Origin of the sequence: Luteirhabdus pelagi, assembly GCF_016827595.1 — a bacterium.
GTDB lineage: Bacteria > Bacteroidota > Bacteroidia > Flavobacteriales > Flavobacteriaceae > Luteirhabdus > Luteirhabdus pelagi.
Genome location: NZ_JAECMS010000005.1, coordinates 158,637 through 183,379, shown reverse-complemented (window position 1 = coordinate 183,379; position 24,743 = coordinate 158,637). Strand labels below are relative to the sequence as shown.

The 24,743-nt window shown below is 42.1% G+C and carries 18 protein-coding genes; 6 read left to right on the top strand and 12 right to left on the bottom strand.

Translation table 11 applies throughout. The features are described 5' to 3' along the window. Positions 1-81: 81 nt before the first annotated feature. Together I4Q58_RS13270 and purL are read right to left on the bottom strand one after the other, a co-directional pair. Entirely contained in the window at positions 82-2,475 is a 2,394-nt protein-coding gene (locus I4Q58_RS13270) for a M14 family zinc carboxypeptidase (protein ID WP_203296378.1), read from the bottom strand. Between the two features lie 50 nt (positions 2,476-2,525). Further along, positions 2,526-6,197 (bottom strand): phosphoribosylformylglycinamidine synthase, encoded by a 3,672-nt coding sequence (gene purL / locus I4Q58_RS13265; protein WP_203296377.1) that lies wholly within the window; start codon positions 6,195-6,197, stop codon positions 2,526-2,528. Between the two features lie 208 nt (positions 6,198-6,405). Here purL and I4Q58_RS13260 point away from each other — a divergent pair, with 208 nt between their 5' ends. Then, positions 6,406-8,367 (top strand): endonuclease, encoded by a 1,962-nt coding sequence (locus tag I4Q58_RS13260; RefSeq protein ID WP_203296376.1) that lies wholly within the window; start codon positions 6,406-6,408, stop codon positions 8,365-8,367. 65 nt (positions 8,368-8,432) lie between these two features. Here the strand turns inward: I4Q58_RS13260 and I4Q58_RS13255 are convergent, their stop codons facing one another. Together I4Q58_RS13255 and I4Q58_RS13250 are read right to left on the bottom strand one after the other, a co-directional pair. Next, positions 8,433-9,485, bottom strand: a complete 1,053-nt coding sequence (locus tag I4Q58_RS13255; protein WP_203296375.1) for an endonuclease — start codon at positions 9,483-9,485, stop codon at positions 8,433-8,435. Beyond that, positions 9,485-10,699, bottom strand: coding sequence for an RsmB/NOP family class I SAM-dependent RNA methyltransferase (locus tag I4Q58_RS13250; RefSeq protein ID WP_203296374.1), 1,215 nt, complete (start codon positions 10,697-10,699; stop codon positions 9,485-9,487). Before I4Q58_RS13250 ends, I4Q58_RS13255 begins: the two co-directional genes overlap by 1 nt. Before the next feature lie 71 nt (positions 10,700-10,770). On the opposite strand from I4Q58_RS13250, the gene I4Q58_RS13245 reads away from it, so the two are divergent. Next, positions 10,771-11,823, top strand: a complete 1,053-nt coding sequence (locus tag I4Q58_RS13245) for a WD40/YVTN/BNR-like repeat-containing protein (RefSeq protein ID WP_203296373.1) — start codon at positions 10,771-10,773, stop codon at positions 11,821-11,823. Between the two features lie 46 nt (positions 11,824-11,869). Here the strand turns inward: I4Q58_RS13245 and I4Q58_RS13240 are convergent, their stop codons facing one another. From I4Q58_RS13240 to I4Q58_RS13210, 7 genes are all read right to left on the bottom strand, one after another. Then, positions 11,870-12,310, bottom strand: coding sequence for a sensor of ECF-type sigma factor (locus tag I4Q58_RS13240; RefSeq protein WP_203296372.1), 441 nt, complete (start codon positions 12,308-12,310; stop codon positions 11,870-11,872). A 16-nt stretch (positions 12,311-12,326) separates the two neighbouring features. After that, positions 12,327-12,806, bottom strand: a complete 480-nt coding sequence (locus I4Q58_RS13235) for a hypothetical protein (protein WP_203296371.1) — start codon at positions 12,804-12,806, stop codon at positions 12,327-12,329. 14 nt (positions 12,807-12,820) lie between these two features. Continuing rightward, a complete protein-coding gene (locus I4Q58_RS13230) occupies positions 12,821-13,381 on the bottom strand; it encodes an RNA polymerase sigma factor (protein ID WP_203296370.1) in 561 nt (186 codons plus the stop codon). A 473-nt stretch (positions 13,382-13,854) separates the two neighbouring features. After that, positions 13,855-15,681 carry an ABC transporter ATP-binding protein gene (locus I4Q58_RS13225; RefSeq protein ID WP_203296369.1) on the bottom strand — a complete coding sequence of 609 codons (1,827 nt, stop codon included), beginning with the start codon at positions 15,679-15,681 and terminating at the stop codon, positions 13,855-13,857. Continuing rightward, positions 15,682-17,400 carry a phospho-sugar mutase gene (locus I4Q58_RS13220; protein ID WP_203296368.1) on the bottom strand — a complete coding sequence of 573 codons (1,719 nt, stop codon included), beginning with the start codon at positions 17,398-17,400 and terminating at the stop codon, positions 15,682-15,684. It abuts the gene before it with no gap. Between the two features lie 42 nt (positions 17,401-17,442). Next, on the bottom strand, positions 17,443-18,405 hold the full coding sequence (locus I4Q58_RS13215; RefSeq protein ID WP_203296367.1) for a glycosyltransferase family 2 protein: 963 nt from the start codon (positions 18,403-18,405) through the stop codon (positions 17,443-17,445). 4 nt (positions 18,406-18,409) lie between these two features. Further along, a complete protein-coding gene (locus I4Q58_RS13210; RefSeq protein ID WP_203296366.1) occupies positions 18,410-18,940 on the bottom strand; it encodes a DUF4199 domain-containing protein in 531 nt (176 codons plus the stop codon). 150 nt (positions 18,941-19,090) lie between these two features. Between I4Q58_RS13210 and I4Q58_RS13205 the strand changes: the two genes are divergently transcribed. From I4Q58_RS13205 to I4Q58_RS13195, 3 genes are all read left to right on the top strand, one after another. Continuing rightward, positions 19,091-19,378, top strand: a complete 288-nt coding sequence (locus tag I4Q58_RS13205; protein WP_203296365.1) for a type B 50S ribosomal protein L31 — start codon at positions 19,091-19,093, stop codon at positions 19,376-19,378. A gap of 167 nt (positions 19,379-19,545) precedes the next feature. Beyond that, positions 19,546-20,721, top strand: a complete 1,176-nt coding sequence (locus I4Q58_RS13200) for a GlmU family protein (protein WP_203296364.1) — start codon at positions 19,546-19,548, stop codon at positions 20,719-20,721. Between the two features lie 113 nt (positions 20,722-20,834). Further along, entirely contained in the window at positions 20,835-21,287 is a 453-nt protein-coding gene (locus I4Q58_RS13195; protein WP_203296363.1) for a DUF4168 domain-containing protein, read from the top strand. Positions 21,288-21,322: 35 nt separating this feature from the next. Here I4Q58_RS13195 and I4Q58_RS13190 read toward each other — a convergent pair whose 3' ends face one another. Then, on the bottom strand, positions 21,323-22,915 hold the full coding sequence (locus I4Q58_RS13190) for an ABC transporter substrate-binding protein (protein ID WP_236002939.1): 1,593 nt from the start codon (positions 22,913-22,915) through the stop codon (positions 21,323-21,325). A 380-nt stretch (positions 22,916-23,295) separates the two neighbouring features. Between I4Q58_RS13190 and mtaB the strand changes: the two genes are divergently transcribed. Further along, positions 23,296-24,630, top strand: coding sequence for a tRNA (N(6)-L-threonylcarbamoyladenosine(37)-C(2))-methylthiotransferase MtaB (gene mtaB, locus I4Q58_RS13185; protein ID WP_203296362.1), 1,335 nt, complete (start codon positions 23,296-23,298; stop codon positions 24,628-24,630). Positions 24,631-24,743 lie beyond the last annotated feature (113 nt).

Below are 24,743 nucleotides of genomic sequence, written 5' to 3'. Positions count from 1 at the left end.
AATAGAAAAAATAATTCAGTTTTCCCCTTAAAAAAAAGCAGCCATTACTGACTGCTTTTACCTTTTTATAGAAATTAAGGATTATTGCTTTAGCACCTTAAAGGTTTGCGAATTGGTTTCACCCGTAAGGCGAACCAAATATAACCCTGAGGCTAAGTTCGATACGTCTATGGAATTGCTGCCCGATAGACTTTTTTCCTCTTGAACCAATTGCCCTTGCACGTTGAAAATCGTCATCGAGTATTCCGACGTTTGTGTATTTATGTTTAGTATTCCTTTCGTAGGATTTGGATAAAGACTGAAGCTGTTTTCAGCTACTTCAGAAGCATCTAGCGTGCTTTCTTCCACTACATTGATCTTCAAATCGTCGAAATAAAAACCATCCTCACGTTCAAAATTATCGGAACGAAGTTGAAAGCGTACCAAAATCGTTTCACCCAAATAATCGCTCAAATCGATTTCTTCCAACACCCAATCGGTCTGAAAACCATCATATAATGGCTCACCAGTGGGCTGACCGTTATTCGTGCTTCCTTCATTGGTGTAGTTGCCACACTGAGGAATCCAATTAGCACCGTTATCGATAGATACTTCAAACTGTACATAATCCCAATTGTTTTCGATTTCCCATTTTGCGAAAAAGGAAGCGTTTGCTCCGATGGCCTCGGTTAAATCGACTGCATCGCTTAGCGTAATAGTTTCATTTGCATTGTTCGGATAATTACCGCTTGGCGAATCGGTAATAGAACTTGAAGGTGAAACGAATGTGCTCGTCGTCGTTCCCCATCCATTATTGTTGAAGTTGTCTGAAGTGCTATCGCCAGCATCTTCGAAAATAGCTGTTAATGCTCCAAATTTCTTGTTCACACGAGTACGACTTTCAAAACTTCCGTTATCCACTACCAAATCAAATACGATGTCGTCGCCCGCTTGGGTTCCACCGGCCAAGGTATATTGAATAATACCGTCGCCTTCCTCAAGAACGGCTAACGAGTTATAATTTACTGGACTACCTACCGAAGCGATGTTCGATGAAACCGGATCGAGACGTACGGTAAAGGAACCACTTCCCGAAACACCCAATCGCTGTACGTCGAAGGTTGTGTTTATAGCAGCCTCATCACCTACAAAAGTAGGAGCGGTGTCTTCCACTTTTAAATAGTTGTTCACCATCTTCGCTGCCGTAAGGTTGAAGTACATCATGCTTTTGGACAATGGAATAATTTGACTGGAAGGAGGCCAAAATTCTGGACCAATCTCAGGTGTCATCGCATAAATCTTATCGTGCGTATTCACCGTCCCATACATAAAATCGTCGCTATCTCCGGCTGCTGGATATAATTCTGAAGACAGAATGTTGTTCAGGCTATTTCTAGAAACTAATTCGGAAGAAATTCCGACAAATAAATCATTTTCTGCAGTGGTTTCATTTTCAGCATAGCCATACGGATACAGCAATAAATCGCCAAAGGTGTGATTGTTTAACGCTATTACGAAGTTATGGTTTTCAACAAACCACTTGATAGCTTGGTTCTCCACTTCCGAAAAGGGAGCAGGACCATGATAGGTTTCATCGTTTGGATTTCCAGAAGCACCGAGGCCACCCCATGTATTGTTGGAAGGATCACCATTTATGTAATAATCATAATTTCGGTTGTTATCGACCCCGTTTCCGTTCTTGCGATTCTTTCTCCAGAAACCGCCACCATTCGGATCGGTCTTTTCATTATATAAATACCCATCCGGGTTTACGACGGGCACAAAGTACAATTCGGTATTATCGACTATCCCTTGGATTTCAGGATTGCTATCATAATTCTCCAAAAGGTACCACATATAAAACACCAGTTGAGAAAGGGAAATCGGTTCTCGGGCATGGTGAATTGCCGTATATAGAATTTGCTGTTCGTCCTCCGAATCGCTATCGGGGTTATCGCTAATCTTCACCCATTGAATACCATTTCCACCAATGGACGGTGTAACGCTATTATCGGGCTGTCCTTCCGTTAAAAAATCATGAATATTAGCTCGTGTCGTAATAAGATTGGGATATGCTGCCTTCATCTCATCCAGTTCATCCAGCACTTCTTGATAGGTTAAATAGCCACCCATCGAGCCTAGTTCAAAATTCTCTGGGGTTGCATAGGTTTCTTCTGAAGTATCGCAGCTAGGATTTCTGAAAGGTGTTGGGTTTCTGTTTTGCTGAAGAAAATGAGCTTTGCTGTCCGCTATGAGAACTTCCACCTGAAAACCGGCTTGCCGTGCGATTTCCAATTCTGAAACAGAGAAGTCTGAAATCAGAAAATGGCCGTGTTTGTGCATGCCGTGTTCAACGGGAACACCGAGCGATTCCAGGGTAGCTAAATCTGCTGTTGAAGTATAGGAGATTTTCGCACGTTGATATTTTTGTTGAACATTTTGTGCCAATAGGGAAGTGGTTGCTATCAATAGCAACAGGCATACTAGTCTTTTCATAGAATGGTTTTGGGTATATAGTCTATTTGAATGCTATAAACTTACACATTCTAGGCCCTTTCCTCCAACCATTTGCGTGCATTTACGAAGGCTTCAAGCCATGGCGATACTTCATCTGTCCCACGGTCCTTCGGATAATGCGCCCAATTCCAAGGGAAGGTAGAACGCTCCAAGTGTGGCATCATCACCAAATGACGGCCCGTACTATCGGTCATAATCGCAGTGTTGAAGTCACTTCCATTCGGATTTGCAGGGAAAGTTTGGTAGCCGTATTTACCGACGATATGGTAATTATCTTCCGATTTTGGGAAACTAAATTTACCTTCACCATGCGCTGCCCAAATTCCAAGTGTACTTCCAGCCATACTTTTTAACATCACCGAATTGTTTTCCTGAATTTTCACCGAAGTGAAATTACATTCAAATTTTCCGGTATCGTTATGAAGCATTTTTGGTTTTTCGTCATGTTCTGGCGTCATAAGACCTAGTTCAATGAACAATTGGCACCCATTGCAAACACCTAATGATAAAGTGTCTTCACGGTTGAAAAAGTCCTTAATAGCCTTATTGGCCTTATCATTATATAAAATGGCACCGGCCCAACCTTTTGCACTGCCAAGCACGTCACTGTTACTGAAACCACCAACGGCGGCAATCATTTGGATGTCTTCCAAGGTTTCACGTCCCGTGATAAGGTCTGTCATGTGTACATCCTTCACATCAAAACCAGCCAGATATAAGGCATTCGCCATTTCGCGTTCGCTATTGCTTCCCTTTTCACGTAAGATGGCCGCTTTAGGTTTCGGTTTGTGGGTATCTAAGGAAGGTTTTTTTCCATTGAAGGTTGAAGGGAATGTATACTGAAGCGGTTGTTTTTTATAGTTGTGAAAACGCTCTTCAGCTTTTATTTTTCCGCTTTGTTTTTGGTCTAACAAATATGAAGTTTTGTACCAAATATCACGATACTTTGGAATGTTGAAGGATACCCCTTCTTTCTGAAGTCGAACTTCTAGCGTTTCTTCCGAAGTTACCGTCCCGATGTTGAAGAATTCCACACCGTTTTCGGTCAACGTTTTTTCAAGGGCAGTATCGTCCTTCGCTTGAAGCACAACGCCACAGTTTTCGGCAAATATGGTTTTGGCTAAATCGTTTCCTACCTCCGATAGGTCGATTTTTGCACCCAGTTCGGTATCGGCAAAGCACATCTCCAATAAAGTCGTGATAAGTCCACCAGAAGCGACATCATGACCAGCGGCTATCTCATTGTTTCGAATGGCGTGTTGCAATGCATTAAAAGCTTTTTCAACAAAAGCAGCATCGGTAACATTTGGAGCTTCAGTTCCCACTCGATTCAGGATTTGTGCAAAACTGGAACCACCGAGTTTAAAGTCATCTTGCGAAAAGTTGATATAATAAATACTACCACCATTCTTCTGAAGAACGGGTTCCACTACTTTTGAAATAGCATTGCAATGTCCAGCAGCTGAAATAATGACGGTGCCGGGAGAAATAACCTCTTCATTTTTATATTTCTGCTTCATGGAAAGCGAGTCCTTTCCGGTAGGAACGTTTATTCCCAAATCGATCGCAAAATCGGAAACGCCTTGAACGGCTTCATACAGTCGCGCGTCTTCACCTTCATTATTACAAGGCCACATCCAGTTGGCAGAAAGGGAAACACTTTTTAGTCCTTTTTCCAATGGAGCCCAAACGATGTTTGTCAATGCTTCGGTGATGGAATTTCGGGAACCAGCAAGGGGATCGATCAGGCCTGAAATAGGGGAGTGACCAATACTAGTGGAGATTCCGTTATTTCCTTGATAATCCAAGGCCATTACGCCACAGTTGTTTAACGGTAATTGTAACGGTCCTGCACATTGTTGTTTTGCAACACGTCCCGAAACACAACGGTCTACTTTGTTGGTAAGCCAATCTTTGCAGGCCACTGCTTCCAATTGTAAAAGTTGTTCCACGTATCCCTCGATGTCTACGGAAACGTAATCGGTTTCTTTGTAGTCACGTTTAATTTTTGTGTCATTCATCACCATTTTCGGTGAACTTCCGAACATATCGGCAAGGTCGAAATCCATCGGTGTGGCGCCTGTCGACTTACTCTTGAAGATAAAACGATTGTCGCCGGTTACGTCACCTACTTCATACATTGGGGAACGTTCACGATCTGCAATTCTATGTAGCGTTTCAATATCTTTTTTACCGATTACGAGTCCCATCCGCTCTTGCGATTCATTTCCAATCAGTTCCTTTGCTGAAAGTGTAGGATCGCCGACAGGTAGTTTGTCAAGGTCGATGTTTCCACCGGTCTCCTCGACCAATTCACTTAAACAGTTTAAATGCCCACCGGCACCATGATCATGGATGGAAACGATTGGGTTTTGCTCGCTTTCCACCATCCCACGAATGGCATTGGCAGCCCGTTTTTGCATTTCTGGGTTCGAGCGCTGTACTGCGTTCAATTCGATTCCGCTTTCAAATTCGCCGGTATCGGCAGAGGAAACGGCAGCGCCGCCCATTCCAATTCGGTAGTTTTCACCACCAAGGATTACAATTTTGTCACCTTTATTCGGAGTGTCTTTTAAGGCTTGTTCTTTTTTGCCGTAGCCTATACCTCCAGCTAGCATTATCACTTTGTCGAACCCTAGTTTTCGGGCATGCTCCTCATGTTCGAAAGTTAGGACGGATCCAGCGATAAGTGGCTGACCAAATTTATTGCCAAAGTCGGACGCACCGTTACTCGCTTTAATAAGAATATCCATCGGCGTTTGATAGAGCCAATCGCGTTCGTCCATGGCTTTTTCCCAAGGTCGGTTTTTTTCCAGTCGAGAATAAGAGGTCATGTATACCGCAGTTCCTGCCAACGGCAAAGAACCTTTTCCGCCCGCCAATCGATCGCGAATTTCACCACCGCTTCCCGTTGCGGCACCGTTGAATGGTTCTACGGTGGTAGGGAAGTTATGCGTTTCGGCTTTTAGGGAAATAACACTATTAAAGTCGGATTCCTGATACCAATCGGGCTTATCGGCTGTTTTTGGTGCAAATTGAACGGCTTTCGGTCCATTAATAAACGCTACGTTGTCTTTATAGGCCGAAACGATTTCATTTGGATGTTCCTGTGAGGTCTTTTTGATTAATTTGAAAAGAGAAGAAGGTTTTTCTTCGCCATCAATCACAAACGTTCCGTTAAAAATTTTATGGCGACAGTGTTCGCTGTTCACCTGACTAAAACCGAACACTTCACTATCGGTCAGTTTACGTTTAAGTTTTTCGGAGAGGTTGTTTAGATAGTCGATTTCATCATCGCTAAGCGCTAAACCTTCTTTCATATTATAGGCTGCGATATCATCAATTTCCTTAATGCCTTCTGGTTCGATATTTATATCAAAAATATGTTGGTCTAAGCCCTTGTATTTTTGCGAAAGCATGGGGTCATGGTCGTGGCTATCGCTTTCCACCTCCGTAAACATTTCGATGCGCTGGATCCCTTCGATTCCCATGTTTTGGGTGATTTCCACCGCATTGGTACTCCATGGGGTAATCATCGTTGCCCGTGGTCCGATGAACGTTCCACTTAGTGAGTCTGTTGGATTGCTTTTTGTTTCATCGGCAAAGAGCCATTGCAATTTTGAAAGATCTTCAGGGGAAAATTCGGTATTCGATTTTACTGCGTAAATAGTGGATGAAGGACCGGAAAAATAGCGAATCATTAGGCGTTTTTTGAGGTGTTTTTTAAAAACTACAAATTTACATCATTTCTATGGAACAATTTTGCTTGAATGCTTGTTTCGAAATGAAAATCATATTATAGTAAGTTAGGTTTCTTTCCATAGTTAAATAATAGTTATGAATGCGGGCCACCTTATTGGTAGACCTTATAGAAATCGTACCTTTGGCTTTCAATTTAAATCTCCCCTTATGAGGAAGCTTTTTACGCTTTTAGTACTGTTAAGCAGTAGTTTTTTTCTTCACGCACAAATCGTAATTAATGAGTTGGACACCGATACCGATGGTCAAGACTTTGAAGAGTTTGTAGAATTGAAATCGGATACGCCGAATGCAGCATTAGATGGTTATGTGCTGGTCTTTTTCAACGGATCGGAAAGTGGTGGCGATAGCAGCTATATGGCGTTCGACTTAGATGGTGCTAGCACAGATATTAATGGTATTCTAACTATTGGAAGTAGCAACGTTTCTCCCGTTCCTGAGTTTTTGATCGAACCCGCTATTATCCAAAATGGTGCGGATGGAATTGGTTTGTATTTGGGTGATGCGAGCGATTTTCCCGAAGGAACCTTGGCCACCACGATCAACTTGATCGATGCTTTGGTATACGATACCAACGATGCTGATGACACGGAGTTGATGGCTTTATTGGGTGTTTCAGAACAGATAAATGAAGGACAGGGCGGCGATCAGACCGTAAACTCCATTCAACGTAATAACGACGGAACCTATTTTGTCGGTTTGCCTACTCCAGGTGCTTTGAATGACGGAAGTGGTGTCGACTTAAACGGTGTTTCGTTTACGACCGATCAGCCTGACTATCAGGAAGGGGAAGAGATGGTCATCACGTTTACCACACAGCAACCTGTAACTGGCGATTTAATTTTTGATATTACCTTATCTAATGAAACGTTTGATACAGACGATTTTTCAGGTGATTTACAAGTGGTGATTTTGGATGGCACTTCGGAAACAGCAATAACGATTCAGCTTTTGGAAGATGGTATAAACGATGGCGATGAATTTGCTGAAATCGATATTCAAACCTTACCGGCAGAATACAATCGATTGGTAGATAATGTTGAAGTATTGGTTTTGGACATAGACGGTACCACGGCTATTTGGGGAAGCCCCTTAAATCCTACCTTTGGTTTGGTGGAAAGCACAGCTCCGGCTGGTTATTATAATAGTTTGGATGGATTGGCGGATGAAGCATTGCGCCAAGCCATTCAGGATATTATCGCCGATGAGGAAACCGTAGTAGCACATACATACGCTGATGTCGAGTTAATGTTGAAGCAGGCCGATCAGAGTCCCTCAAACAGTAACGATGTATGGTTATTATATACCGAACAGCCTAGAAAGAAAATCCTTTTTCAAGATCTTGGTGGAAGTAATGAAGGCTTATGGAACCGAGAGCATACCTATCCTCGATCGCGAGGTGGCTTCTTTGAAATTGAAGAAGACCAAATTCAAGACGGAATCAACATATTTGTGGAGTCCAGTGCAGACTCACTTCGGCATGGGATTAGCGATGGTCACGGACTTCGGGCGACCGACGGACCTGAAAACAGTTCCCGGGGCAACCAGGATTATGGTGAATACGACGGTCCGGTAGGAAACCAGGGAAGTTGGAAGGGAGATGCTGCCAGAGCGGTTCTCTTTATGGCGGTTCGCTATAATGGTTTGGATGTGGTTGAAGGTAATCCTCCAAATACGACGGTGGGTGAATTAGGCGACTTGTCCATATTATTGGATTGGCACGAGATGGACCCAGCAGACGATTTCGAAATGAATCGAAACAATGTGATATATACCTGGCAAAACAATCGAAATCCATTTATCGACCGTCCGATTTTGGTCGAACACCTTTGGGGCGACCTACAAGGCGTTCCCTATCAAGAACCTTTAGGTGTCGCTTCAGTTGATGAAGAAGAGGTTGTGCTGTACCCGAATCCAAATAAAGGAATCTTGAATATTCGAGGTATTCAAAATGAGGCTACTTTAACGGTCTTCACCTTATCGGGACAAGAAGTCTTAAAACAAGAGATTTTAGAGAACCAATCAATACAACTTTCCCTTAGCAGTGGCGTATATGTTGCGGTTTTAGTAAGTGATACCCATTCAATTGTAAAGCGATTGATCATGGAGTAAGAAAGATTTAAAACAAAAAAAAGGCGTTCGCAATGAACGCCTTTTTTATACCATATAGTTGTAAACTATTGAATAATTATTTGTTTCGTAAGGGTTTGCTGTTGTTCCGACAAAGTCAGGAAGTAAACGCCAGACTTCACTGTAGAAACATCGATGTTTTGTTTTTCTGAGGCTTCCAGCTTTCCATTTAAAATAACCCTACCAGCGACATCAATCAGTGAATATTCACTAGGCATCCACGCTGAAACCGTTTCCACCCAAATTGTAGTATCGCTTGGGTTTGGATAAATCGATACTACTGTAGTATCAAATTCGTCAGTATCGAAGAAATTCCATCGATCTTCTGCCGCTGGTCCGCCCCAAATTACTGTAGCTAGATAAGGATTGTCGATAAAAGGATTTCGGTTCCCATAAGCAGTTTCCAAATACGGATTACGCTGGTCTTCTAAAGCACTCACGGGATCTTCCACATTCCACTGAATAAAAAGCTGTAGCATATCCGTGCTGCCTTGTGTTCCACCAGTTCCCATTAACGAAGGCAAACAGCGATCGCCATAGCGTGTATACATATACATCATCATTCGTGCAACATCACCCTTCCATTCGTCGCCAGGATACCATTCGTCGCCGCCAATCTGTCCAGCATTTCCGCTCCCAGAGGTAAAAATACGGTTTCCTTTATCGTTATTCATTTGCTGGTCGCTCGGACGGAGGTTATGAGGGTCTGCCGTAATTCCTGTAGAGCCGCTACTAGCATCACCCATCTCCGGATTCGCCCGAGAGCGGGCAAAAACATGTTCCCGATTGTATTCGCAACCGCCGCCGCCGAAGTCACCTTTGTCTCGCGAACGATCTGTAGTACAGTTTCCATCCGAATCATTATGTCCGTATACCAACAAAACTTCCGTAGGGTTTGAAGGATTTTCGTCCATTAAAAAGAAGGCATCTTTCACATCATCGTACGTAAAGACATTGTTATCGATATCGATCTTGTTCTGTAATTCGAAGTAAAGATCCTGTCCTGTCAGCGTAAGGTTTACATCATCGTAATAGGCCTGTTGTGCCGTTGCGACAAGGGTTATTAAAGTGAAGGAGAGGTAAAGTACTTGTTTAAGCATTATTTGGATTCTTTTTGAAGCAATGCCATATAGAATCCGTCGAAGCCAGATTCACTTGGCAATACAATTTTTTGTTTTTTAAGTTGAAATTTTTTGCCGCTTTCATCTTCCAGGAAGGCTGCAACTTGCTGTTGGTTTTCCGATGGAAGGATGGAACAGGTGGCATAGACCATTTGGCCGCCCGGTTTCACCATACGTGAATAGGAGCGAAGCAATTCCTGTTGTGTCTTTTTGATCTCCTCCAAAAATTCCGGCTGCAGTTTCCATTTTGCATCGGGATTTCTTCGCAATACGCCCAAGCCGGTACAAGGCGCATCGATTAGAACCCTATCGGCACTATTGATCAGTTTTTTAACGACTTTAGTAGTATCGATTTCCCGGGTTTCAATATTGTGGGCACCGTTTCGCTTAGCACGGCGCTTTAGTTCTTTTAGCTTATTTCCGTAGATATCCAAGGCAATAATCTGACCCTTATTTTCCATTAAGGCAGCCATATGAAGGCTTTTACCACCTGCTCCAGCACAAGCGTCCACTACACGATCTCCAGGTTCTGGGGCCAGTAAGGCACCAACCAATTGAGAGGATGCATCCTGTACCTCGAACCAACCTTTCTGAAACGCTTCTGTAGTAAACACATTTGCACGTTCCTTCAAACGAAGTGCATGCGGATAGCCGTCGATGGTTTCGGTAACAATGTCTTCATCGAAAAGACTATTTTTTACTTGAGAAACCGTTGCTTGCAAGGTGTTTACGCGAAGAATAACATCGGCGAGTTCGTTCAGAGCACCGATTTCGGTTTCCCATTGGTTACCCAATTCCGATTGTCCTAGAACATCCAGCCAATCGGGAATAGATTCGCGGTATTTACGGATCTTGCTGAGTTCGTCGAAGCGTCCCTTAATACGTCGTACAGGGGTGTGCTCGAATTGAGGCCAATCGGGTATTTGAATGCCACGAAGCGTGGCCCAAACGGCAAAAAGTCGAAATAAATCCTTGCGTTGGAAAGGCTGTTTTACTTCGGCGATTTCAGCATAAAGTCGCTTCCATCGAACGATATCGTAGGTCGTTTCGGCAATAAAGCTTCTGTCGCGGGAGCCCCAGCGTTTATCACGCTTTAATGTATTTTTTAAGACCTTGTCTGCTTGCTTATTTTCATTGAATATAAGGTCGAGTGAATCGACAGTAGCAAACACTAAATTTCTGTGCAGGCGCATAGGTTTCAATTGGAGTGCAAAAGTACCATAATAAAAGCGTTTTGGTTACATTTGGCTCAAAATTTTCCGCTATGCGAAGTATTCCAATGTTACTATTTTTCTTGTTATTATTCTCCTGTGGAAAGGAGGATAACGAATTTACCGCTGTCCAGATCGATCGAATTTTTACAGATAGTTTGAGCATACGTGCAATTCACCCGGTTGATGAAAACCAAGTGTGGTTTGCTGCTAACAATGGAAAGGTTGGTTTGGTCTCTAAGGAGGCCCCAAAATTGGCTACGATTCAATATGAAGATACCTTACTTCATTTTAGAAGTATTGCCGCTACGAAGGAATCGGTGTTCGTATTGAGTGTTGCGAATCCGGCGGTTTTGTATAAAATCGATTTCGACGGTGAAAAGGCCACGAATATGCATGAGGTGTATACCGAAGTAGGAGAGAAGGTGTTTTATGATGCCATGGCTTTTTGGAATGAAGAAGAAGGTATTGCAATGGGCGATCCAACAGCCGATTGTTTAAGCATACTTATTACGAGAGATGGAGGAAATACATGGGAAAAATTAAGTTGTAACGTTTTACCGAAGACAGTTGCAGGGGAAGCGGCATTTGCGGCTAGCAACTCGAATATCGCTATTTATGGGGATCATGCGTGGGTTGTTTCTGGTGGAAAAAAGGCTAGGGTGTTCCACAGTGCCGATAAGGGTGAGACTTGGGAAGTATACGACACTCCAATGCTTCAGGGAAAAGCCATGACCGGAATTTATAGTGTCGACTTCTACAATGATAAGGTTGGGGTAATTATTGGCGGTAATTGGGAAGATAAGGATTTTAATGAAGGCAATAAGGCTATAACGACCGATGGAGGTAAAACGTGGAATTTAATGAGCAACGGGAAGGGACCAGGATATCGATCTTCCATCCGGTTTGTACCGGGCACGAAGGGACAAGGATTGGTAGCTGTTGGCTCCCCTGGGATATCCTACAGTCCCGATCAAGGCGAAAGCTGGGTAGAACTTTCATCGGCAGGATTCTATGCGATTGAATTTCTGAACGATTCCCTTGCGTACGCGAGCGGCCGAAATAAGATTGCCAAACTAACCTTTAAAAAAGGGAAAAGGGAATAGTTTTACAACCACTCCCTTTTTCACCAATAAACCAACACTAGATCAATTATTTTTTCTTCTTGCCTTTCCGTTCGCGATATCGCTTCAGCAACATCCGCTTGAAGTCTTCCTCGGCTTTGCGCAGTTTGATGATTTTCTGAGCTGGGATAACCCCTCGAAGGTCTTTTATCAACTTTTGGCGCAGTTCGAGTTCCTGACGTTGATACTTCAAGGATTCTTCAATAAAAGTGTTTGCTTCCGCATCGCTTAGATTTTCGGCACTATCCTTCATATTATGATAGGCCTCTTTCATCGATTTTCGCAGCTTCCAATTGTTTTTATCATATTCGTGATAAATAGGCCAGAATTTTTCAGCTTCTGATGCGGTTAGGTCAAGTTCACTTGTAATATGGGCTGTTTTCATAGCCTTAATTTTTTCATGCTTGGAATCTTGAGCGTAACCCAACATTCCCACGAAAAAGGCGATAAGAATTGCTATTTTTTTCATTGTTTTCAACGTTTAATTATTCTAGACTGAAATCTACTTCCTCTACATGTATGAGCAAATATTGCTGTAATTGGTCGGCTGGTAGGCTGGTTTCACTGAACGTGGTCGAAATTTCAGCTTCGGTAAGTTCGGTGGCAATTTCTGATATGTCGTAATCGATTAGTTCTTCTTCAAGATAGGATTCGATACTCGCTAACGGAACAGTATCCAAGCTTGTAGCATCTTCAGATGAATTCAACCAAAAGACAAGAGCAATAGCGGCAGCGGCGGAGGCTACGGTACTCCATACTGCAAAGTGGGAGAGTCTTCGAACCTTGGGAGATTTGGAGGGCACCTTTATACGATCTTCGACCGAATCGAAATAGCCGTCGGGAACCTCGAAACCATGAGCGGTCGGTAGCGCTGACTCGGTCAGCCTTTCCTGTAATCGTTCATCAAAGGATTCAAAATAATCCTTTGGAACTGAAAAGCCGTGAGTATGTTTTTTAGGTTTCATCTGTTTCTTTGACTTCAATTTTTGAAAAAGGTTTCATGCTCTTTAATAAATGCCGTAACTTTTTTTACCGCAATATGATAGCTGCTTTTAAGTCCGCCCACCGAGGTGTCCAGAATTTCGGAAAGTTCTTCATAGGTATGGTCCCCAAAATACTTCATGTTGAACACCAATTGCTGCTTTTCTGGTAACTGCGCTATCGCTTTCTGAAGCTGTATTTGAATCGCCTCACCTTCAAAATAGGGATCGGTGGTTAGGCCTTCAATGAGTTTTTCTTTCAATTCCTCTGAAGTGATATGATTCCGCTTTGCCTTTCTTTTAAGGAAGGTAAGCGCCTCGTTCGTAGCAATGCGATACATCCAGGTATACAATGCGCTATTTCCCTGAAATGAATCGATATTTCGGTATACCTTCACAAATGTATTCTGCAGCACATCATCGGCATCATCATGGTTTAGGACCATCTTCCGAATATGCCAATACAAGCGCTCCTTATAGGTATTGACAAGCTCCCGGAAGGCGGCATCGCTATCCGATCCATTTTGCAACCTAACCACTAAAGCCTGTTCTTTCTCCATTGTGGCATTTGTATTTTGACTACTCTTTTGACGTAAGGTTTAATTTAAATCAATAAGGCGACAACTTAAACGATGAAATGTTAAAAACATCGATGAAATACAAATTTTATTTTTTTGTAGGAAAATATTTACTAAATTTGACCTCATACTTCTTATGTATAGTTTCTGTTATCAAACCTAACTTTAGATTGGAATGGAAACAATTTTAAAACGGGTCGAAGCGGGGGCTGACCCGTTTTTTTATGATGTTGACATTCAGTTGTTTAGTTTATTTAAGAAAGAAAAATACTACAACTAATATTTTAAAACATCGATGAAATACACATAAAACTAGATAAAATGCATAAAAATTTGGCTAGTTTGAAAAAAGCATTTATATTTGAATCAGAATAACCTATTTATGAAACGCTGTCGTGTGCCCCAAATACGATAGCAACAGTCTAAGAGCGGAGCCCCAACCGCTCTTTTTCTTTTTATCCCAACGATTGCATTTCGACCAAGCCTTTATAAACACCACCTTTGGAGAGTAACTCATGGTGCTTCCCTTGTTCTACGATTTGTCCTTTTGAAAGTACAATTATTTGATCGGCATTCTGGATAGTACTCAATCTATGGGCAATTACAACCGAAGTACGATGTTTCATCATATTCTCCAATGCTTCCTGAACCAATCGCTCACTTTCTGTATCCAAAGCAGAAGTGGCTTCATCCAAGATCATAATGGGAGGATTTTTCAATACAGCGCGGGCAATGCTCAGACGTTGTTTTTGTCCACCACTCAGTTTATTTCCACTATCGCCAATATTGGTATGCAATCCTTGCGGTAAGTCTTTTACAAACTCCCAAGCATTGGCAACTTTAAGGGCATCTATAAGTTCTTTTTCCGTAGCATTTTCCTTAGCAACCCTCAGGTTACCTTCAACGGTATCGTTAAAAAGAATGGAATCCTGCGTTACCAAACCTAGAAGGCCACGTAACGATTTTTGGCTGATTTTTCGAATATCGGTGCCGTCTATCGCGATTTCACCTTTATCGACATCATAAAAGCGCGTAATCAAATTCGCCACCGTGCTTTTTCCGCTTCCGCTTTGTCCGACCAACGCAACGGTTTGTCCTTTAGGAACCGTTATCGAGAAATCCTTCAATACATATTCATCTTCATACTTGAAGAAAATATTCTTAATTGCAATTTCACGCTTAAATTCGTTCTTTTCAACCGCATCGGGAGCATCCTTGATAGTGGATGGCGTTTCCAGAATTTCAAGAACCCGTTCTGCAGCGGCATTTCCTTTCTTCACTCCATAACTGGCCTTGCTAATCGCTTTGGCAGGGGTAAGAATATTGTAAGCTAATCCCATATAGACGATAAATTCCTCAGGAGCCAATGTATTTTCAACCAACACCATGGAGCCACCATACCATAAAAGAATGGCAATAACTACAATACCAAGGAATTCACTTGCCGGTGAAGCTAAATTCTGACGATTCTTTAGGGAATTTGAATAGTGATAAAACCGACTGGTAGAATCCTCAAATTTTCTATTAAAGATAGGCTCAGCGTTAAAACCTTTTATGATTTTTAGTCCGCCCAGTGTTTCCTCCAGCAACGATAAAAAGTGACCTTGTTCTTCCTGAACGCGTGTTGACCGTTTCTTTAGGCTTTTTCCGATCCGTGAAATAATAAGGCCCGAAACGGGGATGAAAATGAACACGAAGATTGTCAGTTCGACGCTAATAGCCAGCATGGCAATTATGGTGAACAATATCATTAACGGTTCACGAACAATCAGTTCCAAAATGGATAAAAAGCTATGTTGAATTTCTAGCACATCGCTGGTAATTCGAGCAATGGTATCGCCTTTTCGTTTTTCTGAATAATGTGATACAGGCAAGTCGACCGATTTCTTATATAGGTCATTTCGCAAATCCTTCAACACGCCATTCCTAAGATAGGTGATGAAGTACATGGCCAAATACCCGAAGAAATTCTTCAACAGAAAGGTGGCGATAACCAAGGAAATCATGATAAGAAGGGTGTTCAGCTCACCATTGGCCTCAATCTGTCGGTTGATGTAGTAATTAGAATATTTTTCGAAATAATCGCCCAATTCGGTGATACCACCATATTCCGGCAATTGGGTTACCCGTTCCGAATTTCCGAACAATACCTTCAGCATTGGCATTAACGATACAAATGCCAAGGTGCCGAAAAGCGCATAGAAGACGTTCGATATGATGTTTCCGTAGGCATATCCTTTATAGGGATTGGCATATCGGAGTATTTTTTTGAAGTATTTCATTTAGCCTACGTTTAGATGCTTACGAATAGCGCTGAGTTTTTGGGCCAATATCTCGCTAGCCTCAGGACCGCTTCCCTTTGCATTTACGCTCATATAAAATTTTATTTTTGGCTCTGTTCCACTAGGTCGCGCCGCTACCTTACTACCATCTTCAGTATAATAGATTAATACGTTCGATTTTGGGATATCGATTTTCTCGGTTTTGTTCGAATGAAAATCGACAGCTTCCCGCTTTTGAAAATCCTCGATTCGTATCACTTTACTACCGGCAATTTCCATGAAAGGTTCGTCGCGAAGCTGTTTCATCATGGCCGCGATTTCCTCTGCACCTTTTTTGCCTTTTTTCACCAATGAGACCAATTCTTCTTGATAGGAACCGAATTCAGCATAAATTTTTTGAAGATATTCAAACATGCTGCTTCCATCTTGCTTTTCTTGGGCAGCGATTTCACAAGCGAGTAGAGTAGCGGTAACAGCATCCTTATCACGCACGAAATCACCTACCATATACCCGAAGCTTTCTTCACCACCACCAATAAATTCGAGTTCAGGAAAGTCTTTCACCATCTTTGCGATCCACTTAAAACCGGTAAGTCCTTCTTTATAGATAACGTTGAAGTCTTCAGCAATCTTGCGTACCATTGGAGTGGATACCACTGTTGAGGCCACAAATTGTTTTCCGTTCAATCGATTATCGGCTTCCCATTTCTTTAACAGAAAATGTGTCATAAGCACCATCGCTTGATTCCCATTAAGCAACACCATTTTACCGTTAGCATCTCGCACTGCAATTCCCAAGCGGTCACAGTCGGGATCGGTACCAATAACAATATCAGCGCCGATGGTTTCGGCTTTTTCAAGGGCCATTTTCAACGCTTCTGGTTCCTCTGGATTTGGCGATTTCACAGTAGGGAAGTCACCGTCTGGCTCTGATTGCTCTTCAACAATTGCAACATTGGTATATCCAGCTTGTTTCAATACTCTAGGAATCATGGTAACCGATGTTCCATGAAGTGGGGTAAAGACAATTTTAAGGTTTTCACGGGCCGTTTGGGAAACACCAAAGGTCCCATTTTTAACGGAAGCTTCAGCAAAGGCATCATCTACCTCGGTATCGATATACGTCAATAGTGATTTTTTTCCTTCAATTTGAATGTCTTGGTATTCCAGCTTATTTATTTCGGCGATAATCTCACCATCCTGGGGTGGTACTAATTGACCGCCATCCTTCCAGTACACTTTGTAACCATTGTATTCTGGTGGATTGTGTGAAGCGGTAAGAACGATGCCGCAATGGCAATTTAAATGGCGCACTGCGAACGATAATTCAGGTGTCGGACGAAGGTCCGAGAACAGGAACACTTCAATCCCATTGGCGGTAAAGACATCGGCGACCACTTTAGCCAATTCCTTACTATTATGCCGACAGTCATAGGCAATGGCTACTTTAAGGTCTTCACCTTGAAATTGTTGTTTTAGATAGTTTGAAATTCCCTGAGTATTTTTTCCCAAGGTATATTTATTGATACGATTGTCGCCAACGCCCATTATGCCACGCATTCCTCCCGTTCCAAAAGCTAAGTTTTTGTAGAAGCTATCTTCCAATCCCTCCGGATCGTGGGCAATCATTTCCTTGATAGTATGTTGGGTTTCGGTATCGAAGAATGGCGTTAGCCATTTGTTTACACGTTCCAATATCTCGGGCGCTACGTAAATCATAATTAGGTCGTATTTAGGAGCAAAAATAAAGAAAGTAGCCCGTTATTCGCGGATGTTTCGTTGTTCTTTAACGATGTAGTTGGGTGTTACTTTACGTGAACGACTGTTTCGTAAGAGGAGCTCGCCAATAAAACCTGCGAGGAAAAGTTGTGTTCCTAGAATCATGGCGGTCAGGGTAATATAAAACTCAGGTCGTTGGGTGATGAGTCTACCGGTAGGATTTAAGAACAGCTTGTCGATTCCTAAATAAATAGCCACCCCAAAACCAATCAAAAACATAAGTGCTCCCCAAGCGCCAAATAAATGCATCGGACGTTTTCCAAAGCTTGAGAGAAACCAAATGGTTATAAGGTCTAAAAATCCTCGAATAAAGCGTTCCGCTCCAAATTTGGTAGTACCGTACTTGCGTTTTTGATGTTGAACTTCTTTTTCGCCTATTTTTCCAAAGCCTGCATTTTTCGCTAATACTGGAATATAGCGGTGCATTTCGCCGGTGACCTCAATAGTTTTGATTACTTCGTTCTTATAGGCTTTCAATCCACAGTTGAAGTCGTGTAAGGAAACACCGGAGGTTTTGCGCGCAGCAAAATTAAAAAGCTTTGAGGGTAAGTTTTTGGCTATTACCGAATCGTAGCGCTTTCGCTTCCACCCCGACACCAGGTCATAGCCTTCATTCTTTACCATGGCATACAATTCAGGGATTTCCTCGGGATTATCCTGAAGATCGGCGTCCATCGTAATAACCACTTCGCCCAAAGCCACGGCAAAGCCAGCGTGAAGCGCTTGCGATTTCCCAAAATTCTTCAGGAAACGAATCGCTTTTACTTCATTGTGTTTTTCAGAAAGGTCGGAAATAATATCCCAAGAGCTGTCGGTACTTCCGTCGTCTATAAAAATGATTTCGTACAAAAAGCCATTGGATTGCAGGGTATCTGCAATCCAATGGTACAATTCGTGTAATGATTCCTCTTCGTTGAGGAGTGGGATGACGACGGATATATTCATTCAGTTATTCGTAGGTTGGTCGGTTTTGCTTCATAATGAGGCCAGCCACCAAAGATACGATGAAACCAAAGAATAGTGAAGCAATCAAGCCCATTGCAAACATAATCCATGGACTCATAAACTTGCCTGTCATATCCATAGCCATGTCCATTTGTTCCTGTGTCATATTTGGATTATCCTCGACCATCTTTTCTCTTGTGACCTCCAACATTTGTGACACAAATTCTGGCTCGATTACGGTTACGAAAATATAGGTGAAGATAGATCCTATGAGACCAGCGATAAGCGAAATAGCAAGTCCTGTCTTCAGCGCGTCGCCAAGGCTAAGAAATCCATCGCCTTCACGTTTAAATGCTTTTAGTCCCATTACGATACACGCAATCATAATAAGAAGATTGAGGACCGATTGCCACCAAGGCTGTTCCAAATGCATGCCTACGGCATAGACGATTACGGATACTGCAATAGTTCCGAGAGCTAAGATAAGCCCGTAATTCAGGGCAATTTTCTTAACAGATGCTTTTTGATTTTCCATGAGTTGAAGTTTAAGGTTGGTTATGATCCGTTAGTAAGCAAAAGTAAGAAATTGTTACATCCCTCAGATTTTAATTTAAATTTTTGAAGAAGTTATTGTAGAATTGCATTTAATGCTTACATTTGCACTCGCAAAATAAAGACCGAAGCAATGAAAAAAGGTATCCACCCAGAGAATTATAGAATTGTTGCCTTTAAGGACATGAGTAACGAAGATGTTTTTTTGGCAAAGTCAACTGCAGAGACCAGAGAAACCATTGAAGTGGATGGTACTGAGTACCCATTAGTGAAGTTGGAAATTTCCCGTACTTCGCATCCATACTATACAGGTAAGCAGAAGTTGGTAGATACGGCTGGACGTATCGACAAGTTTAAGAACAAGTACGCCAAGTTCAAGAAGCCTGCTAAGAAACAAGAAGAGAGCAAGGATAGCGAATAAGCCTATTCCTTCAAAATATATGAGCCTCCAATATCTTTTGGGGGCTTTTTTTATTTGTAACTTTGAATAGATGGTGGCTTCGATGCTTCGACTATGCTCAACACAGGCAGGCTCAGGGTGACATATGAGAATGAGAACCCAATTCACAGCTAATATCATTATAACCTATGAACTACATCCTATTCGACGGAACCGTTAGAAACCAATTATTACCGTTTACCTATACGCGTCCTGTGGCAGATATCCGTATCGGAATCCTGACCATACGTGAGAAATGGGAAAAATATCTTGGCTTCACTACTTCAACCGTAACAGAAGATTATTTAAGTGAAAAATACCCGATGGTGGAATTGGAAGTGAATATCATGATCAATGCTTCCTTTATTCCCACAGAAAATTTGGTCAATATTGTGAAAGGGTTGGAGGAAAACCAAGCGGTTTTTTATGACGATGAACCCATTGCCTTCTTTACCAAGGAAGATCAAGAGGTCGATTTCGATAGTTTCGATATCATTCAGTATACGCATGATGATGTCTTTAGAGTAGCACATACCTGGGATATCTTTTCCAAAAATCATAAGGCAATTGAACAGGATTTCGAACTGCTAACAAAGGATCGTACCTCACAGCCGATTCCAGAAACAACCGTTGCTTTCAACAAATCGCAAATCTTTATCGAGGAAGGGGCAACACTTCCATTGTGTTCTTTGAACGCTAACGATGGACCCATTTATATCGGTAAGGATGCTGAAATTATGGAGGGTGTCATGATTCGCGGTCCGTTCGCCCTTTGCGACCATGCTACGGTAAAAATGGGTGCTAAGATCTATACAGGTTGCACGATCGGTCCACATAGTAAAGTGGGTGGCGAAGTGAATAATAGTGTAATCTTTGGCTATTCTAATAAAGGACACGACGGTTTCTTAGGAAACTCAGTTTTGGGAGAATGGTGCAATATTGGCGCTGATAGCAATAATAGTAATTTGAAGAACAACTATGCCGAAGTTCGCTTATGGGATTATGAAACGGAGCGCTTTGCCAAAACAGGGCTTCAGTTTTGTGGATTGATGATGGGCGACCATAGTAAATGTGGCATTAATACCATGTTCAATACGGGAACGGTTGTGGGGGTAAGTGCGAATATCTTCGGAAGTGGCTTCCCTCGAAATTTCATTCCTAGCTTTAGCTGGGGTGGAAGTGGTGGCACCACTACTTATAAAACCGACAAAGCTTTCGAGGTGGCTAAAATTGTAATGGCTAGGCGACATATAGACTTTACAGATGAAGACGCCAAGATTTTAGAGTATGTTTTTGAAGAATCCTCAAAATTTCGACGTAGTTAATCAGGTTTAGTTAAAACCTTCTAAATAAATATCGATTTCATTCTTAAAAATTTTGCAATGCCTTTTGAAAGCCGTAGACTTCACCTTTCACAATAAACTATAAAAGCGAAACAATGAGTACAGTAAAGAAAATCAAGGTGTTATTCCTTTTGTTTGGGATCTTTGGAATGACTTCCATGTTTGCACAAACTGAAAACATGAAAGTGACCGATGCGGAATTGGAAAAGTTTGCAACAGCCTTCCAAAGCGTTCAGATGGAAAGTCAGAAAGCCCAACAACAAATGATGGGTGTCATTCAAGAAGAAGGTATGGACGTAGCACGCTTCAGTGAGATTCAGAAAGCGGAAGCAAATCCAAACCAAGAAGTTGAAGCTACAGAGGCTGAAATGAAGTCATACAAAACAATCATGGCGGACATTGAAAAAATGCAACCAATGATTGAGCAAAAAATGGAGGCGCATGTAACCGATGCAGGATTGGAAGTTGAGCGCTACCAAGCTATTGCCTCTAGATTGCAGTCGGACCAAGATCTGCAAAATCGATTGCGATCGTTGGTAACCCAGTAATTTGATAGCATATTAAAGTTGAAAGGAAGCGGTTTTTACCGCTTCTTTTTTTTGACCTTTTTTAATACTAAAAAGTTCTGCGGATTAATGCCCAGGCCGCTTACATCCTTATTTACAAATCGGATGGCCATATCGTAATACAACGGAACGATGGGAGCGTCTGCCATCACAATCGAATCCATTTTTTCATATAGGTGCTTGCGGTCTTCAATTCTGGAAAGTGATAAAGATGTCTCATAGAGACTATCAAAAACTTCACTTTTGTAGTGTGTATAATTGGGTCCGTTTGGGGTGAAGTTTTCACTATAGAATAGTGATAAATAATTTTCCGCATCGGGATAATCGGCAATCCAACTGGCTCGGAACAGGTCCAATTCACCAGTACTTTTCATCTGTCGTAGGGTTGAAGGCGGCATCACATCTATTTCAACATTCAACCCTAATTTTTCAAGTTCGCGTTGGATGTATTCACAAATATCCAGATACTGACTGTTCGTGCCAATCGTAATGGAAGGCTGCGTATCGCCGGTTTCTCTTATATACTGCTGAATAAGCTGCTTTGCCTTTTCAGGTTGGTAATCGTACCCTTCAATTTCAGCAAAACCCGGTAACCCTTTAGGAATAACACCATTTACGGCCGGAATGCCCATTCCATTTCGAAGATAGGTAACCATCTTTTCTCGATCGAAGCCATAGTTTACCGCCTTTCGAATTTCTTCACTTTCTATTTCAGAAGTGGTACTTCCCATGAAAAAACCAAGGTATTCGGTATTTAGATAGGGAGTCGTTATGAGTTTGATCTCTTCTTTATATTTGGGTTGAAGTTTTCCCGTAGTGGTAATGATTTCATCTTTATACGAATTATCCAATCCTGAAATGAAATCGAGCTTACCCTGCACAAATTGTAAAAACTCACTTTGTTTGTCCGGCAAAAATGTGATGGCAACAGCCTCTAAATAGGGAAGGGGAGTGCCATTTTCGTCGGTTTCGAAATATAGGTCGTTTTTGCGAAGCACCAATTTGACGTTCTCTTCCCATAATTTAAAATGAAATGGACCTGTGCCGATGGGATTACTGCGAAAATCGTTTCCATAATGGTCTACTGCTTCCATAGGAACCACCGAACAATAACGCATGCTCAACAAGCCCAAAAATGCTGGGAACGGTTGTTGTAATTGAATATGAAAGGTGGAATCATTTTCCGCCCAATACCTTTCTACATTGCTCATGACCCAACTTCCGGGAGAAGCGAGTTTCTCGTCGGTCAACCGATCGAAGCTATACACAAAATCATCTGCCGTAACCGTCCGAGTTGAATCCTGACCGAATAGTTCACTTTTGTGAAAATACACATCATCTCGTAGCTTGAAGGTATAGGTAAGGGTGCTGTCATTAATGGTCCAAGACTTTGCAATATCCGGTTTTACGTTTAGGTTATCATCCAATTGCACCAACCCGTTGAACAATTGATTGGTCGGCCAAATATTCTGCGGATTCCTGGCAAATGCAGGATCTAAGGAACTGATATTGCTGTGTTCGTTGTAGCGAAAGACAAGATGGTCGCGATCATTAGATGAAGTATCGTTACAGGATGTTAATGAAAAAAATAATACTACTATAAGTCCCAGGAAGGTGTATGACCGATACTGAAGAATATAAAATGGTGTAAGGCGCAACGTATTGTCTTTTTTCCAAAGATACAATTTCGATATTTCTGAGAACGGAATAATCAATAATCAAAATTCGTTGACTGAGCTTGCCTGTCCTGTCTGCCGACAGGCAGGCGGTAGGCAGGGCTCTCGAAGTCAACTTAGAGAAATAAGATAACTTACGTTTTATAACTTCTCACTTCTCACTTCTCACTTCTCACTTCTCACTTCTCACCACTCACCACTCACCATTCACCGTTCACCGTTCACCATTCACCGTTCACCGTTCACCGTTCACTAAAGAAAGACTAAAAATAATAGTATCTTTGCACCCCTTTTTAAATGAAACGCAAAAAAACATGTCTGCGACTCAAAAAGTAGCTTTTTATACTCTTGGATGTAAGCTGAACTTCAGTGAAACCTCGACCATCGCCCGTAATTTTGAGGATGAGGGCTTCCAGCGTGTCGATTTTTCGGAAGAGGCGGATATCTACGTTATTAATACTTGTAGTGTGACCGAAAATGCCGATAAGCGATTTAAGACCATCGTGAAGAAGGCGCAAAAGGTGAATGAAGATGCTTTCGTGGCAGCCGTAGGTTGCTATGCACAGTTGAAACCAGAGGAATTGGCAGATGTTGAAGGTGTCGATTTGGTGTTAGGGGCGACGGAAAAGTTCAAGTTAACCGATTACTTAAACGACTTAAGTAAGAATGATCAAGGGGAAGTTCATTCCTGCGAAATTGATGAAGCCGATTTTTATGTGGGTTCTTATTCCATCGGTGATCGCACCCGAGCTTTTTTAAAGGTGCAGGACGGTTGCGACTATAAATGTACGTATTGTACCATTCCATTGGCACGTGGAATTTCGCGTAGCGATACCTTAGAAAATGTGTTGAAGAATGCAGCCGAAATTGCCGCCCAAGATATCAAGGAAATCGTATTGACCGGTGTGAATATTGGCGACTACGGAAAAGGGGAGTTCGGAAACAAAAGGCACGAGCATACCTTTTTTGAGTTGTGTGAAGCCTTGGACGAAGTACCAGGAATTGATCGCCTTCGTATATCCTCAATCGAGCCAAACTTATTGAAGAATGAAACCATCGATTTTGTGGCACGGTCCAGAACGTTTGTACCGCATTTTCATATTCCACTACAAAGCGGTAGCAACGATTTGTTGAAATTGATGCGCCGTCGGTATATGCGGGAATTATATGAAGACCGTGTTGCGCGTATTCGTGAAGTCATGGCGCATGCCTGTATCGGAGTGGACGTTATCGTTGGTTTTCCTGGTGAAACAGAAGAGCGGTTTTTGGAAACCTATCATTTCCTAAACGAACTGGATATCTCGTATTTACATGTCTTCACCTATTCTGAACGAGACAATACACCGGCCGCAACCATGGAAGGTCGTGTGCCGAAACGTACTAGAAAAAAACGCAGCAAAATGCTACGCGGACTTTCAGCCAAAAAACGTCGCGCTTTCTACGAGCAGCAATTGGGAACCACACGGACTGTTTTGTTTGAAGGTGAAAATAAAAAAGGCTATATCCATGGTTTCACCGAAAACTACGTAAAGGTAAAAGCACCTTGGAATCCAAGCTTGGTCAATACGCTCCACAAAGTGAAACTCACCGAAATCGCAAAAGACGGCTTAGTCCGATTCGATTTTGTAGAAACACCAGTGTTGGCGTAGTGAAAGGTGATTGAGGCTCTCGAAATCACCTTGAGTATAGAATTTTAGCTAAGAACTTACAGACAAAAAATTTACGATTTAAAGCTTTTCGATTTCTTTTCTAATTCATTTAA

Coding starts and splice junctions, on each gene's coding strand:
- I4Q58_RS13270 (WP_203296378.1), bottom strand. CDS start 2,475: ATGAAAAGACTAGTATGCCTGTTGCTATTGATAGCAACCACTTCCCTA.
- purL (WP_203296377.1), bottom strand. CDS start 6,197: ATGATTCGCTATTTTTCCGGTCCTTCATCCACTATTTACGCAGTAAAA.
- I4Q58_RS13260 (WP_203296376.1), top strand. CDS start 6,406: ATGAGGAAGCTTTTTACGCTTTTAGTACTGTTAAGCAGTAGTTTTTTT.
- I4Q58_RS13255 (WP_203296375.1), bottom strand. CDS start 9,485: ATGCTTAAACAAGTACTTTACCTCTCCTTCACTTTAATAACCCTTGTC.
- I4Q58_RS13250 (WP_203296374.1), bottom strand. CDS start 10,699: ATGCGCCTGCACAGAAATTTAGTGTTTGCTACTGTCGATTCACTCGAC.
- I4Q58_RS13245 (WP_203296373.1), top strand. CDS start 10,771: ATGCGAAGTATTCCAATGTTACTATTTTTCTTGTTATTATTCTCCTGT.
- I4Q58_RS13240 (WP_203296372.1), bottom strand. CDS start 12,310: ATGAAAAAAATAGCAATTCTTATCGCCTTTTTCGTGGGAATGTTGGGT.
- I4Q58_RS13235 (WP_203296371.1), bottom strand. CDS start 12,806: ATGAAACCTAAAAAACATACTCACGGCTTTTCAGTTCCAAAGGATTAT.
- I4Q58_RS13230 (WP_203296370.1), bottom strand. CDS start 13,381: ATGGAGAAAGAACAGGCTTTAGTGGTTAGGTTGCAAAATGGATCGGAT.
- I4Q58_RS13225 (WP_203296369.1), bottom strand. CDS start 15,681: ATGAAATACTTCAAAAAAATACTCCGATATGCCAATCCCTATAAAGGA.
- I4Q58_RS13220 (WP_203296368.1), bottom strand. CDS start 17,400: ATGATTTACGTAGCGCCCGAGATATTGGAACGTGTAAACAAATGGCTA.
- I4Q58_RS13215 (WP_203296367.1), bottom strand. CDS start 18,405: ATGAATATATCCGTCGTCATCCCACTCCTCAACGAAGAGGAATCATTA.
- I4Q58_RS13210 (WP_203296366.1), bottom strand. CDS start 18,940: ATGGAAAATCAAAAAGCATCTGTTAAGAAAATTGCCCTGAATTACGGG.
- I4Q58_RS13205 (WP_203296365.1), top strand. CDS start 19,091: ATGAAAAAAGGTATCCACCCAGAGAATTATAGAATTGTTGCCTTTAAG.
- I4Q58_RS13200 (WP_203296364.1), top strand. CDS start 19,546: ATGAACTACATCCTATTCGACGGAACCGTTAGAAACCAATTATTACCG.
- I4Q58_RS13195 (WP_203296363.1), top strand. CDS start 20,835: ATGAGTACAGTAAAGAAAATCAAGGTGTTATTCCTTTTGTTTGGGATC.
- mtaB (WP_203296362.1), top strand. CDS start 23,296: ATGTCTGCGACTCAAAAAGTAGCTTTTTATACTCTTGGATGTAAGCTG.